The organism is Rhodococcus sp. PSBB066 (assembly GCF_017068255.1).
In the GTDB taxonomy this organism is placed as follows: domain Bacteria; phylum Actinomycetota; class Actinomycetes; order Mycobacteriales; family Mycobacteriaceae; genus Rhodococcus; species Rhodococcus aetherivorans.
The window spans coordinates 2,253,010-2,266,378 of record NZ_CP070859.1 but is presented as its reverse complement, the minus strand read 5'-3'; the positions used below and the strand labels follow the sequence as shown (position 1 = coordinate 2,266,378).

Annotated in this window: 11 protein-coding genes; 3 read left to right on the top strand and 8 right to left on the bottom strand. The window is 68.4% G+C overall.

Features of this window, described 5'->3' with window-relative positions; all coding sequences use genetic code 11:
• Position 1: 1 nt before the first annotated feature.
• From JYA75_RS10600 to JYA75_RS10590, 3 genes are read left to right on the top strand one after another with little or no spacing between them, the layout of a single operon-like run.
• Positions 2 to 1,471: an archaeosortase/exosortase family protein gene (locus JYA75_RS10600; RefSeq protein ID WP_203329990.1), complete on the top strand. Its 1,470-nt coding sequence runs from the start codon at positions 2 to 4 to the stop codon at positions 1,469 to 1,471.
• Positions 1,456 to 2,889 (top strand): glycosyltransferase, encoded by a 1,434-nt coding sequence (locus tag JYA75_RS10595; RefSeq protein WP_203329989.1) that lies wholly within the window; start codon positions 1,456 to 1,458, stop codon positions 2,887 to 2,889. The genes JYA75_RS10600 and JYA75_RS10595 overlap by 16 nt, the downstream gene beginning before the upstream one ends.
• Positions 2,886 to 4,499 (top strand): glycosyltransferase family 39 protein, encoded by a 1,614-nt coding sequence (locus tag JYA75_RS10590; protein WP_239010569.1) that lies wholly within the window; start codon positions 2,886 to 2,888, stop codon positions 4,497 to 4,499. The genes JYA75_RS10595 and JYA75_RS10590 overlap by 4 nt, the downstream gene beginning before the upstream one ends.
• Before the next feature lie 608 nt (positions 4,500 to 5,107).
• Here JYA75_RS10590 and JYA75_RS10585 read toward each other — a convergent pair.
• The 8 genes from JYA75_RS10585 to JYA75_RS10550 all read right to left on the bottom strand — a co-directional run bounded on the left by JYA75_RS10585 (position 5,108) and on the right by JYA75_RS10550 (position 13,369).
• The gene (locus JYA75_RS10585; protein WP_235431090.1) at positions 5,108 to 6,484 is read right to left on the bottom strand and encodes a bifunctional lytic transglycosylase/C40 family peptidase; all 1,377 of its coding nucleotides are present in this window, start codon (positions 6,482 to 6,484) and stop codon (positions 5,108 to 5,110) included.
• A 49-nt stretch (positions 6,485 to 6,533) separates the two neighbouring features.
• Complete coding sequence (locus tag JYA75_RS10580; RefSeq protein ID WP_006930733.1) at positions 6,534 to 7,169, bottom strand: hypothetical protein; 636 nt, start codon at positions 7,167 to 7,169, stop codon at positions 6,534 to 6,536.
• 61 nt (positions 7,170 to 7,230) lie between these two features.
• On the bottom strand, positions 7,231 to 8,190 hold the full coding sequence (locus JYA75_RS10575; RefSeq protein WP_006930734.1) for an MlaD family protein: 960 nt from the start codon (positions 8,188 to 8,190) through the stop codon (positions 7,231 to 7,233).
• Positions 8,187 to 9,182, bottom strand: a complete 996-nt coding sequence (locus tag JYA75_RS10570; RefSeq protein ID WP_203329988.1) for an MlaD family protein — start codon at positions 9,180 to 9,182, stop codon at positions 8,187 to 8,189. The genes JYA75_RS10575 and JYA75_RS10570 overlap by 4 nt, the downstream gene beginning before the upstream one ends.
• Positions 9,179 to 10,270, bottom strand: coding sequence for an MlaD family protein (locus JYA75_RS10565; RefSeq protein WP_239010568.1), 1,092 nt, complete (start codon positions 10,268 to 10,270; stop codon positions 9,179 to 9,181). The genes JYA75_RS10570 and JYA75_RS10565 overlap by 4 nt, the downstream gene beginning before the upstream one ends.
• Positions 10,271 to 10,272: 2 nt before the next feature.
• Positions 10,273 to 11,280, bottom strand: coding sequence for an MlaD family protein (locus JYA75_RS10560; RefSeq protein WP_006930738.1), 1,008 nt, complete (start codon positions 11,278 to 11,280; stop codon positions 10,273 to 10,275).
• On the bottom strand, positions 11,277 to 12,287 hold the full coding sequence (locus JYA75_RS10555; protein ID WP_203329986.1) for an MlaD family protein: 1,011 nt from the start codon (positions 12,285 to 12,287) through the stop codon (positions 11,277 to 11,279). The genes JYA75_RS10560 and JYA75_RS10555 overlap by 4 nt, the downstream gene beginning before the upstream one ends.
• A complete protein-coding gene (locus JYA75_RS10550) occupies positions 12,284 to 13,369 on the bottom strand; it encodes an Mce family protein (RefSeq protein WP_239010567.1) in 1,086 nt (361 codons plus the stop codon). The genes JYA75_RS10555 and JYA75_RS10550 overlap by 4 nt, the downstream gene beginning before the upstream one ends.

Below are 13,369 nucleotides of genomic sequence, written 5' to 3'. Positions count from 1 at the left end.
CATGAGCACCGTCACGACCGCCGAGCGCGCCGCACTGTTCGCACACACCAGCGCACGGTGGACGGTGATCGTCGCCGCCACCGTGCTCGGGTACTGGTCGACGTGGGAGCAACTGCTCACGGAGATCTCCCGCGGCACGGGCGGCGGCTACGTCCTGCTCGTGCCGCCGTTCGCGGTGCTCGCCGCCGAGGGCGTCACCCGGCGCCGCCGCGGCGAGTTGCCGATCCACGACCGGCAGACCGACCGGATCGTCGGCGGCGCCGTCCTGCTGATCGCGCTCGCGGTCAAGTGGCTGCTGCTGCCGCGATACGGGCCGAACTACCAGATGATGCACCTCGACGTGCTGTCGGCGTGGACGTTCGTGATCGGCGCGTGCGTGCTGCTGTTCGGCTTGCGCGTCGCCTCCCGGTACTGGCCGGTGTGGCTGTTGCTGCTGGGCACGTCGCCGTTGTTCTACCGGGCGGTGCTCGTGCAGCTCGGCGGCACCAAGTTCGCCGCCGGGTTCCTGATGGTGCTGCTGGGCGCGATCGCGATCGCCGTCGCGGTCGGCCGCACCCGGCGCCGCACGCTGATCGGCTTCTCCGCGACGATGCTGCTCGGCCTGGCGCTGCTGTTCGCGGTGACCACCCGCTACCCGGACGCGCGGGTCGCCGTCGCGCAGATCGTGCCGTCGGGCACGGCGGCGCTCGTCGTCGGCGGTGCGTTCTACCTGTACCGGTATCGCGGCCTCGCGCCGCGCACGCTGCCCCCGAACCCGGTGTCGCCGCGGGAGGCGACGCGCTCGGCGCTGTTCCTCGTCGTCCCGGCCGCGCTGGTGCTCGCCGTGCTGCCGCTGCCGGATCAGCAGCTCACGCCGGTGTCGGTGGGCCCACCGCCGAGCGGCACCGTCACGCAGGTGGTCCCCACCGGCTGGTATCAGATCGACTCCATCGACTACGACTGGCCGCGAAGGTATTTCGGCTCCACCGCGCAGCTGCGCCGGCAGATGATCCGGGCCGTCGAGCCGCGCGCCGACTGGGATCGGCTGTCGCGGCCGCGCACCGTCGCCGTGCAGACCCTGCAGGTGCGGCGGGTGGGGGTGTTCGAGGTGTATCCGGTGCAGACCTCCTACGATCTCGGGCGGGCGCGGGTGAGCCCGAAGATCCGGGTGGACCTCGGCCACGGTGTGCAGGCCGACTTCTTCACCGTCGTCGACGACGAGTTGCTGCTCACCTGGAGCCTGATGAACTTCATCTGGACGCGCGGCGACGCCCTCGCGCAGCGGGTGAGCCTGCTGACCGTCGACAACCACGAACTCGATGCGCCGTTCCCGCAGCCGACGCCGAACATGGCGTCGAACGGCCGGAATCTGCTGTCGGTGTTCCTGCGCGGGCGGGCGTCGGTGGAGGATTCCGATCCCGAGTACAAGGACTTGGACATGCTCACCGAGCTGGGCCGTGATCTGGTGGAGGCGCAGTGGCGCGGAATCTAGTCGACGAGGAGTTCAAGGCCGCCGCGCTGCACGACGCGGTGTACGGACTGCGGGAGAAGCGGCCGCTGTCGTCGGCGTCGGTGGCGTTCGTGCCGTGGCAGAAGTGGCTGACCCTCGGCCTGGTCACCGCGGCGATCGTGGCGCTGATGTTCGCGACGACGCCGACGCTGACCGTGCTGATGGCGGTGTGCACGGCCGGGTACATCGCGACGCTCGCGGACCGGCTGCTGCTGTTCTCCCGCGGCCTGGCGCGCGACGCGATCCTCACCGTCGACGACGACGTGGCGCGGGCCGTGCCCGGGCACGCGCTGCCGACGTACACGGTGCTGGTCCCGGCCTACAACGAGCCGGAGGTGGTGGGTGATCTGATCGCGGCGATGGCCGCGCTGGAGTATCCGGCCGAGAAGCTGCAGGTGCTGTTGCTGCTCGAGGAGGACGACGCCGTCACCATCGCCGCGGCCGAGGAGGCCGGGCTCGGCGAGAGCGTGGAGATCCTGCTGGTGCCGGCGGCGGACCCGCGGACCAAGCCGAAGGCCTGCAACTACGGGCTGCACTTCGCCACCGGCGACATCGTCACCATCTTCGACGCCGAGGACCTGCCGGAGCCGCTGCAGTTGCGGCGCGTGGCGGTCGCGTTCGACCGGCTCGGCGACGACGTCGCGTGCGTGCAGGCGAAGCTGGCCTTCCACAACGGCACCCAGAACATGCTCACCGGCTGGTTCACCGCCGACTACGCGCTGTGGTTCAACTTCGTGCTGCCCGGCCTGATGCGCTCGAATTCGCCCATCCCGCTGGGCGGCACGTCGAACCACATCCGGCGCGCCGTGTTCGACGAGATCGGCGCGTGGGATCCGTACAACGTCACCGAGGACGCCGACCTCGGGGTGCGCATCGCCGAGTCGGGCTACCGTACGGCCGTATTGGACTCGACGACGCTGGAGGAGGCGAACAGCGATCCGATCAACTGGATCCGGCAGCGTTCCCGCTGGTACAAGGGATATCTGCAGACATGGCTCGTGCACGTGCGACGACCCGTACAACTGTGGCGGGGCATCGGCACGGTCGGGATGCTCCGGTTCACGACCCTGCTCGCCGGGACGCCGATCATCGCGTGCCTGAACATGGTGTTCTGGTTGATCACCATCGCGTGGCTGCTCGGGCAGCCGTTCCTGATCGAGGAGATCTTCCCCTGGTACGTGTACTTCCCCGCGCTGATCTCGCTGGTGTTCGGCAACTCCGCCGTGCTGTACATGAACCTGGTCGCATGCCGGGAGACCGGCAACTCGGCGCTGTGGCTCGCGTGCCTGACGGTGCCGGTGTACTGGCTGATGATGTCGGTCGCCGCGATCAAGGGCACCTATCAGCTGATCCGCAATCCCTCCTACTGGGAGAAGACCTTCCACGGGCTGTCGTCATGAGAGGCGACTCGGCCCGGGTGTTCTGGCTGTCCTGCCTGCTCTATGCGGCGGTGGGACTGTACCTGTCGCTGGATGTGGCCTATTTCCAAGGTGATTCGCTCAGCCGCGTCGCGGCCGCGCGCAGCGCCCTGCACAGCCGCGACCCGCACCTGGCGGCCATCGGGTTCGTGTTCACGCCCCTGACCGCGCTGATGCAGTTGCCGCTCGTGGCGCTGTCGGACTGGTGGCCGGCGCTGACCCGGTGGGGCCTCACGGCCGTGGTGATGTCGGCGCCGTTCATGGCCGGGGCCGTCACCCAGGTCCACCTGTTCGCCCGCGATCGCGGCGCGTCGCCGTGGCTGGTGTGGACGGTGACGGCGCTGTTCGCGCTCAATCCGATGATCGTGTACTACGGCGCCAACGGCATGAGCGAGGCGCCGTTCCTGATGCTGCTGTGCTGGGCGACGCGCCGGCTGGTGCGGTGGATCAGCACCGACGACGTGCACGACCTCGCCGTCGCCGGGATCGCCGTCGGGCTGGCGTATCTGGCGCGCTACGACGCGCTCGCCGTCGGCGCGGCCGTCACCGTGCTCGTCGTCGCGGTGACGTGGTGGCGCACCCGCGTGTGGCGGGCGGCGCTGCTCGACGCGATCCTCGTCGCCGCCCCGGTGGCGTTGGCGTTCCTCGTGTGGGCGGCGACGAGCTGGCTCATCACCGGCGAAGCGCTGCAGCAGTTCTCGTCGTCGTACGGCAACGCGGCGATCCTCGAGCAGAGCGGCGGCGGCTCCACCGGGGGCCTGGGGGCGCTGGCGTTCTCCGTCGCCGAGATCCTGGTGCTCGGGCCGGCGCTGCCGCTGCTCGCGCCCGTCGTCGCGGTGCTGGCGTGGCGCCGCCGGGACTTCGAGCCCGCCGTGCCGTTCGTCGTGCTGGGGGCGGTGCTCGCGTTCGCCGCCCTGTCGTACTTCCGCGGCATGACGTTCCCGTTCCTGCGGTTCTACCTCGTCGCGGTGCCGCTGGCGGCGATGTGGGTGGTTCAGCTCGCGCCCCGTCGCGGGCAGCTGCGGGCGCGCCGGATCGGCGCGCACGCGACGGTGCGGCCGCAGGACCGCGGCACCCTCGCACCGGTCGGGGCGCTCGCGCTCGCGGTGTCGGTGCCGGTCACGTTCGTCGCGATGGGCAACGCGACGCTGTCACAGGAGCAGCACGCGCTGCGCACCGTGCTGTTCCCCGATCCGGACGACACGTCGCAGCTGCGCGACCAGGAGAACCGCATCATCGCGTCGTTCGGCACGGAACGTCGCATCGCGGACCATCTCGACGCGCTCGGCCTGCCCCCGGGTTCGGTGGTGATGGACACCGTGTACGGGTTCGCGGTGCTCACCGCGACCGACCGGCCCGAGCAGTTCGTCATCCCGTCCGACGCCGACTTCACCCGCATCCTCAACGATCCGGCCGCGAACGGCGTGCGGTATCTGCTCACCGTGCCGAACGAGGGTCGCGGCGTCTCGGATGCGGTGAACCGCCGCTACCCCACCGTCTTCGAGACCGGCGCCGACATCGCGACCCTCGATCTGGAGATCCCCAACGACGGCGACAACCAACCGACCTGGCGTCTGTACCGGATCGGTTGACGCACCCGCAGGCCGCGTGCCACCATCGCTGCACCGACCCCGAAAACGGGGCGACCCCGGCCGGTGCGCCAACACCGAACCGGGGTCTGGGCACACGACAGAGAAGAGCTGTCATGCACCGTGAGGTGGATTGTATCCACACGCCGATTCCAGGCGTACATCTCCGGGAGTGGCCGGCGCCGCGCGCCGCGCACCCCGTCTACCGGCCCGGCGCAGCGTCCCGCGCCGCCGACGTGACCCGGACGAGTCCGCCGACGTCCTGACCCGTTCACCAGCCCTCGCACACGACTGTCACCAGCCGTGCCCGGGGGCCACGGGTGTTTTCCCTGCGTGCGTGCGAGGGCCGTTCCGGTGACCGAGGCGCACGCGGTCACGTCGTTTTCCGTGCGGGTCCGACGCTAACCAACCGCATCCGGCATTCCACCGTCCCGGTGAACGGCACCGGGCACCCGATCGAGCACGGGTCGACACGTCCGACCGGGTCCAGCTCAGCCGCTTGCCTTTTCGGCACGCGGCCAGACGTGCTGGCCGAGACGCGGTATCGGGGTATGGTCCGTGGGTTTGCTTGGGGAAGGGGCCGACAAGTCAGCGACCCGCAGGGTCTCCGTTCAGAGCAGGCGCCGGGCCTTCATGCCGGGGAAGACCGCGCCGACGCGCACCACGTCCCCGAACGTCGGGGCGTGCACCATCTGACCGCCGCCGATGTAGATGCCCACATGCCCCGGCCCGTCGGACTGCCAGTTGCCGAACACCAGATCCCCCGGCCGGGCCAGCTGGATCGGGATCTCGGTGCCGACCCGCCACTGCGTCTGCGAGGTGCGCGGCAACCTCACCCCGGTCGCCGCGTACACCGCGTACGACGTCAGGCCCGAGCAGTCGAACCCGCCCCCCGACGGACCGTTGACGTTGCCGCCACCCCACACGTACGGCAGCCCCAGATACCGGAACGCCAGGTCCACCACCCGGTTGCCGGTCTCGGTCATCCCCGGCAACCCGAGCCCGAAGAACGGCGAGAGCAGCCGCGCGAACACCATCTCCGTCGCCCGGATCTTCGCCACGTACGGCTTGGTCTGGTTCTCGTAGTCCGGCGACCCGGACGGCATCCCCCCGGACCGGCGCACCGCCCCCAGCCCGGCGTTGTACGCCGCCAACGTCAGGTCCAGGGTGTCCCCGCGCACCACCCCCTGCGCCTTCCACTGCTCGATCTGCCGGTAGTTGTCGCACAACAGATTCCCCGACGCCATCACCGGATCGGCGATGCCCAGCACATCGGCCCGCCCGTCCCCGTCGGCGTCCTTGCCGTAGGCATCCCAGGTTCCGGGCATGAACTGCCCCGGCCCCTTCGCCCCCACCGGCGAGACCGGGGCGCTGGGCCCGTACCGGAAGCCGTTCTCCGCCGAGTACAGCGCCGCCAGCACCGGCGCGCCGACCCCGTCGCACAACTGGCCGGCCTTGCGCAGCCACGGCGCAAACACCGCGATCGCGCCGATCGGCGCCAGGTTCGTCCCGGGCAGGATCGCCGGGATCGACGGCAACGTCACCGCGTCGCCACCCCACGCCGGACCCGGCGCCCACGCGTCGCTGCCCGTCGCCCCGGTGGCCGGCGCCCCGAACACCGACGGCCGTCCCGCCGGCGCGGCCGGCGCCGGCACCTGTTCGAGCACGGCCTGCACCGGGTTCTCCACCGGCGCCGGCGGCGGTTCGAGCACCGCGGCCGCCTCCGCCGGCAGGTGCGGCATCAGCGCGTCCGTCGCCGCCGACGTCGCGTCCGCCACGGCCTGCTCCGCCGCCGGACGCATCGGCTCGGGCAACCCCGCCACCAGATCGGCGACCTGCCGGTCCAGAGTGCCGGCAGCCTCCTGCACCGCCTCGACTGCCACCCGGGCCTGGTCCTCGAGCGGCTGCGGCAGATCCATCCCCGAGACCACCACGCCGACCGCGGTTCCTATCGCCATCACCATGCTCGCCGGCTCACTCGACGACATCTCCGACCTCCTTCCACCGACCGCCGCCACCGACAATGCACGGCGCCCCTCACCTGGGTGTATTGCCGTCGCCCAGAGCCGATCCGACACCGCTGATTTCGGCGATCTTCCACTCGTCGCGGCTGTCCATGCTCAGCTTGTACGTCGCCGTCGATTGGATGCCCTCGGGGGCCTGGGCGTTCTTGGTCACCACACTCACGAAGCAATCGACCGTGTAGATGCCGTCCGGACCGGCTTCGGCTTTGGCCGTAATCGGCTGCGCCGTCGACGTCCACTGAAGCGGAACGATGATCTGCTCCATCGAGGTCGCCGCGCGAGTGAGCCGCTCCGAGAGTTCGGGGCTGGTTCCGGTGGTCAGCCGGGTTCGCCAGGTCTGCAGGTCGCGGAAGTCCATTTCGGCAGCACCTGTCGCGTATTCGAGCGCGGCCTGTTCGGCACGCTCGAGCGCGGCCGCCTCGGTGCGAACTCGGTCGAGTTCGCTTGCCTTGTCGCTCACCTGCCAGCCGAGGAGGGCCACGGCGGCGCACAGTGCCACCACGAGTCCACCGATGAGTATCTTCCCGGGTTGTAGCCGCACCGTGAACCCGGACCGCTGCGAATCCGCCTGCTCCCGCGGAGGGACACCGTCCTCGGCCGTACTGCGGTCGTTCTTATCGGTGGACTGATCGGAGGTGATCATCTGCATGGTGCGCCTCATTCCTGTTCGTATCGATCTGATGGGATGACGTGCCGGGACCGTCGGACGGTCAGTTGCCCGGCGCCTGCACGTGCACGGTCACTGCGTCCCCCGACGATGTGGAGGTCAGGGCATTGTCGAGCAGACGGCCGACGTCGATCGTGCGGACCGCCCTCGCGCCCTGAGAAACCGAAGGCAGAAGATCGACGCCGATGACCTCGAGGTCCGCGGCCGTCGCATCGAGGAACTTCTGCAGTTCACCGATGAACGGACTGGCACCGTGCGCGATACCGGCATTCAGCGGCCCACGATCGGCAGCGAACTTGATGCCGGCGAGCAGATCGCGGAACCCGCTTCCGAACTCGGCGAGGTGCGGCTCGGCGTTGTGCATCCCCAGGGGAATCGTCGTGCTGTCCAGCAGCAACGGTTGAACGGTCCGCAGCAGCGTGGTGAAACTGTCCGCGTTCTGGGCGAACGTGGCTGCCATCAGTTCCCCCGCCCGCGAAAGATTGCCCAGCACACGCGGATCGTCGGGCAGAGCGACATCCAGCGCCTCGAAGATCTGGCGCACGCCCTCCGGATCGACCTGCGTGAGCAGGCGGGTGAGGCGCTCGGACAACTCCTCGAACGTCGTCGGCACCACAACCTGGGTGGACGGCACGAACGCGCCGTCGTCCAGATACGGTCCGGCCGCCGACGCCGGCCACACGGCGAGATACGGTTCGCCGAGCGCCGACAGATTGTCCACGCGGAACGCACTGTCGGCGGGGACGGGATGGTTCCGGTCGTACTTCCACGACACGTCGATCGCGTCCGCTGATGCGGTGATGTCGGTGATCTCGCCGATCTCCACCCCGCGCAACAGCACCCGCGAGCCCTCCACCAGGCCGTTCGTGTCGGGGACCTGCACCCGTGCCGTGTAGACGTCCTCCATGAACCCTGTCCGCAGGCCCAACTGAGTCATGTACAGGAACGAGAGCACCGCTATCAGACCCATACCCACGATCGACCGCGCTGTACGCCGGCTCACTTCACAGCTCCCAACATGCGCAGGATGTTCTCGGCATCGGCAAGCAACTGATCACCGTCCGCCGTTTCCACCGAGACGATGTCCATCGAGGGATTCTGGGCAAACGGAATCAGTGTTGTCCGAAGGAAATTCGACACTTCCACGGTGGCCGAGGGCCCGCCCCGAGAGACGTCGGTGGTGTCGGCGAGCGATTCGAACATCGGGATCAGCCACAGTCCACCCTCGTACAGGCTTCCGACGGAAGGAAGGATCTGACCGATGTGCGACACGACATCCACCGCGAGCCGCCGCCAGTAATGCACGGTCGACGAGTCGAAGATCGTGGCGAGCGAGTCCGCATTGGCGTCCACGGTGACCGCAGTGGCATCCATTTCCACCAGCAGCCGGTCGATCTCGGCCGTCCGATCGCCGAGGTCGCGCAGGTCCACCGACACGATCGACGCAAGTCGTTCCACTTCCGGGACGGGCGGCATCACCGCGTTCACCCGGGCCATGACGTCCTCGACCCTTCGGATGCTGCCGCCGTTGACGAATGTCGCGAGCACGGCCATGGTGTCCTCGAGCTGCGGCGGCGACGTGGTCCGGCTCAACGGGACGGTGCTTCCCTCCTCGAGGTAGCCCCCGACGGCGGCGTCGGGGTCGCGGACGAGGGCGACATAGGTGTCACCCAACAGGGTGTTCTGCCGGACGATGGCCCTCGCGCCCGCAGGCACCCGCGTGTCCTGCCGGATCCCCGCGACGACGGCGACGCTGTCGTCCGCCACGTCGAGCTCGCGGACCTCACCGACTCGTACGCCGTCCATGATCACATCGGCTCCGGCCGGCAGATTCATGACGCTTTCGAACTCGAGCGAGATCTCGTACCCGTCCCCGACGCCACCGCGGACCGACGGCAGGTCCTCCGGCCGCAGCGAGCATGCCGAGGCGACGAGCGTCAGCAGCAGCGCTGTCGTCACCCGCGCCGTCCGTCCGAGGTCGATCCGTGTCTTCACTGTGCAGCCCCGTTCAGGAGGACGAGATCCATCAGACCCGTCGGCGAAACGCGAGCTCCTGATTCGGTCGGTGTGCAGCTACCCGGCCGGACGGTGTCGAGGAGTGCGCACGGCCGGTCGGCGTCCTCGTCGCTCAGTGTGATGGTGGGGGGCGTGTACTGCATCGTCAGCCCGCCGGCGTTCCGCGTCTGCTGATCCGCGACCGCCGCGAGCGACGGCACCGTCGCAACGAGGCTTTGGATCTCGCCCGTCCGCCCCGCGGCGAGTGCGATCGCGTCGGCGACCTGACCGTGCACGAACGGCCAGATGTCCCCGCCGTACTTGCGTTGGATGTCGTCCAAAGTGGCGACAAGCCAGCCGATTCCCACGCACACGTCGATGGTTCCGGGCCACAGGTCTATTCCCGCCACCGCTACGTCCGGCATCTGCTCCACGACGGACTTGATCGCTGCCCAGTCGGCGAGAGCCTGCTCGCTCAACGGCGCCATGTTCGCGATGGCAGTACCGATGTCGGCGACGAACTTGTCGGGGCTTTCCATGGCATCGGCGGCATGCAGCATCATCGACCGGGCGTTGTCGCCCTGTCCACGCAGAGCCTGGTCCAGGCCCGCGACGGCCATCTCGACGGTGTCCGCGCTCCCTTCGGGAGAAAGGGCCTCGATGAAGTCCGCCGCCGACCCCACGACCTCGGAGATGGCCTTGGGAGTCCGGCTGTTCTGCAGCGGAATACAGGATCCCGGTTCGAGCGTGGGGCCGGATGTGTCGTTGCCCACGAGCTCGAGGCTGCGGTCGGCGAGAATCGACTTGGATCGGGTCACCGCTTTGACATCGGCGGGAAGCGGGCGATCCCCGTCCGTCGAGAACGTCACCTCGACGTGACCGCCCTTCTCCACGATCGACTCGACCCGTCCCACCGGGAACCCCATCCGGGTGACCGGATTACCCACATACAGCCCGACCGCGTCCGGCATTTCGGCGCAGTACGACGGGGCGGGTTCGGCTCCGGCCGTGCGCGCGGCGGTGAAGCCGGCGCCGACGACGGCGGTCACTGCCAGGCCGATCGTTGCTACCTTCTTGACCTTGTTCATCGTCAGCACTGCCGTCCCGGAACCGGAATACAGATGTCCGATGCCATGAGCGTTCCTCCGCTGATCGTGGCCAGCCCCTCGGGCGTGAGCCAGTTCGCCAATTGCTCCCGGGCCGCAGTCAGGGCGTCGATCGAGGGCCCCATGGACGCGTTGAATTCCTCGATCATGGCGCGCACCTGAGTGATGGCCGCCGCGACCTCGTCCCGGTGGTCGAGGTAGTACTCCTCGTACGGTGCCACAGTCATCAGCACGTGCCCGAGCAGCCGGTACGCCTCGTTGAAGCCGGCATGGTTGGTGTTGTACGTCGAGAGCACCATGTCCATCTCACGGATGAGATGGAAGACGAGCTCGCGATTCGCGTTGAAGGTCTGCAGGTACTCCGAGGCGAGTCCCGTGACCGTCCGGACCTGCTCACGCTGCCGGTCCATGACACGTGCGATCGCCGTCATCCCCGAGATGATCGATCCCACCGAGTCCGGGTTCTGCTGTAGCGCCTCGGCGACCTGGACCAGATTCGCATCGATCGTGCCGCCGTCGACGTTGTCGGTGGTGTTGGGGGCCGCCTGGAGTACGTCACCGATCGAGTACGGGACGGTCACCTGTCCCACAGGAAGGGCCCCCTCGTCGAGCGGTCTCACGCCGAGCGGGACAAGCGTGATCGCGTAGCCCCCGACCGGGGTCAGCATCCGGACCTCGACCCGCGACTCGGTGCCCACCAACACGTCGTCCTCGACTTCCATCGAGACCCGGACGGTCGACTGTCCGAGCTCCATGTCCGTCACCTTGCCGACCGACACCCCGGCGATCCGCACGTCCTGGCCGACCGAGATGGCGGACGCGTCGGTGGTCTCGAAGGCCACCACCTTCCTGCCCGGGGGACTTATGTAGAGCACGGTCGTCGCGACGAGCGCGAGGACGGCCACGGCTACCACGCCGGCGCCGATGCGCATGTCGTCGGCGAGCCACGTCGCCAGACGGGCAGTACCGAACCGTGTCCGTGCGGACTTCACCGTGCGCTGCATACCACTACCCCGCTACCGTTGAGGAGAACGTCGACTTCGGTCGGCAGCTGGGCGACACCCTTGCTGCATCCTTCCCGTCCGGGGGAATCCCCGACCGGGATCTGCAGTCCCGCCACCGAACTCGGTAGCAGCCGGAGAGCTTCCGCTGTCTCCTCGAGCGACGAGAACGCTTCGGCCACCATCTGCTCGACGTTCGCCCCCGGCTGCAGGTTGTAGGCGTCGAGCAGCCGCTTGATCGGTGTCAGGAACTCAGGGCCGTACGTGGCGGTCTTCGGAAACTCGTCGAGAACTGTCATCGCCTTCGCGATCGGGAAGCTCATCGAGCGGAGGAACTCCACGACCTCATCCGACCGGCCACCCATGGAGTCGGAAATCCGCGCGAGATTGGTCGTCAACGTCGCGATGACCTGTTCCCGGTCGGCCGCGAGATCGGCGAGCTTCTGCGCGTCGTCGAGCATCGGCTTCAGTCCCCCGCCGTCTCCTTGCAGCAGGGCGATGGCGTTCTCGGTGAAGGTGTTGATGTCCTCGGCACTCATGGTGTCCAGCACCGGCTGCAGACCGTTGAACAGCTCGGTGATGTCGAACGACGGTCGGGTCCTGTCGAGAGACAGAGTTTCGACGGGGACCCCGGAATCTTCCCCGAAGTCGGCATCCACATACCGCACGCCGGTGAGGTTCTGGTACTTGACCGCCAGAGTCGTGTCCGCGGTGAGAACGTATGGCTCCTGCAGCGAGAAACGGACCTCGGCGATGGTGCTGCCCTGGCGAGTCACCAGGTCGATGGCCTCGACCTTGCCGATCCGGACCCCACGCGTGCGAATGTCACCGTTGCCCCCGAGACCTGACACATCGGAGAACTCCGCGGTGTAGGTGCGGGTGTCACCGGCCACGGGACTGCGCATGGCGCTGATCACCAGCACGAACAGCAGGGCCGAGACAGCTGCTGCTATCGCGAGTTTGAGGACGGTCGCGAGGAAGACGGCACGCGCGTTCATCGCTCTCCCCCGTTCGGTTCGGCCGGCGCGGCGGCGATCCCGAGCGGGGCCGCAAGCGCCGGAAATCCGTCGAGCACGACGCGCAACCGGAGGCGTTGCCCGTCTGGGGTGTCGACGAACGCGGAGTCGAATCGACCAACGATCTCCCGCGCCTGCTCCGGCGTCAGGCCGCCGTTGACGAGGTGCGAGAAGACATCCGACACTTCCACGACGATCTGCGTCAGCGGTGTCAGTTCCTCCCCGTGCGAGGCGAGCAGGGCACCGGCTTGGCCGAACAGCTGATTGGCGGCCAGCGTCAGGCCGGCGTTCGACTCGTCGAAGACGGCATCGTCCACACCAATCGAGCCGTCCGGCAGGCGGTTGTAGACGCTGTCGTAGATGTACATCAGTGCCTCGATCGCCTGATCGCTGAATCCTGGTGTTGCCGCGAGGATGTCGTTGAATCTCGTCATCAGCTCGCTCGGTGGCGCCTGCTGCGCCTGTGCGACACGGTCGGCGACCAGCACACCCGTCTCGATCCACGGTGCCAGTCCGTCGAGGTAGTGCACCGACTTGTCGAGCGACGTGACCATCCGGTCGGTCAGGGTTCCGTCGATGGTGAGCGAGCCCTGCTCGATCATCGTCGACATCGTGAAGTCGCCTCCTGGCGTCCGCTGCACTTCGGTGTCGGGCTCGAGGGGGTCGCCGCCGGGCATGACGACGATGTTCACTGCGGATGTTCCGAAGTAGTTCTCGGGACGGAAGTCCACCTCGAACGAGTCCGTCAGCCCGGCGACCTGGTGCTGATCGAGGACGAGCCGCATCTGCACCGAGCCCGCCTCGGTTCGGTCGAGCCGTTCGACCAGACCGACGCTCTGTCCCCGCAGGACCACCTTGGTTCCTTCCGTCACCCCCGGACCGACATAGGGGACCTCGACCCCGACGGCGAGCCCGTCCGGCGCGGTCATGCGTGGATACAGAGACGCGGTGGCGGTGACCACCACACCCGCCAGGCCGATCACTGCGACGCCGGCGACCGCCAATACTCGGGACTGATTCGCTGCGGATCCCCGCAGGAAGTCCTGGTTCCTGGAAGTGCTCAT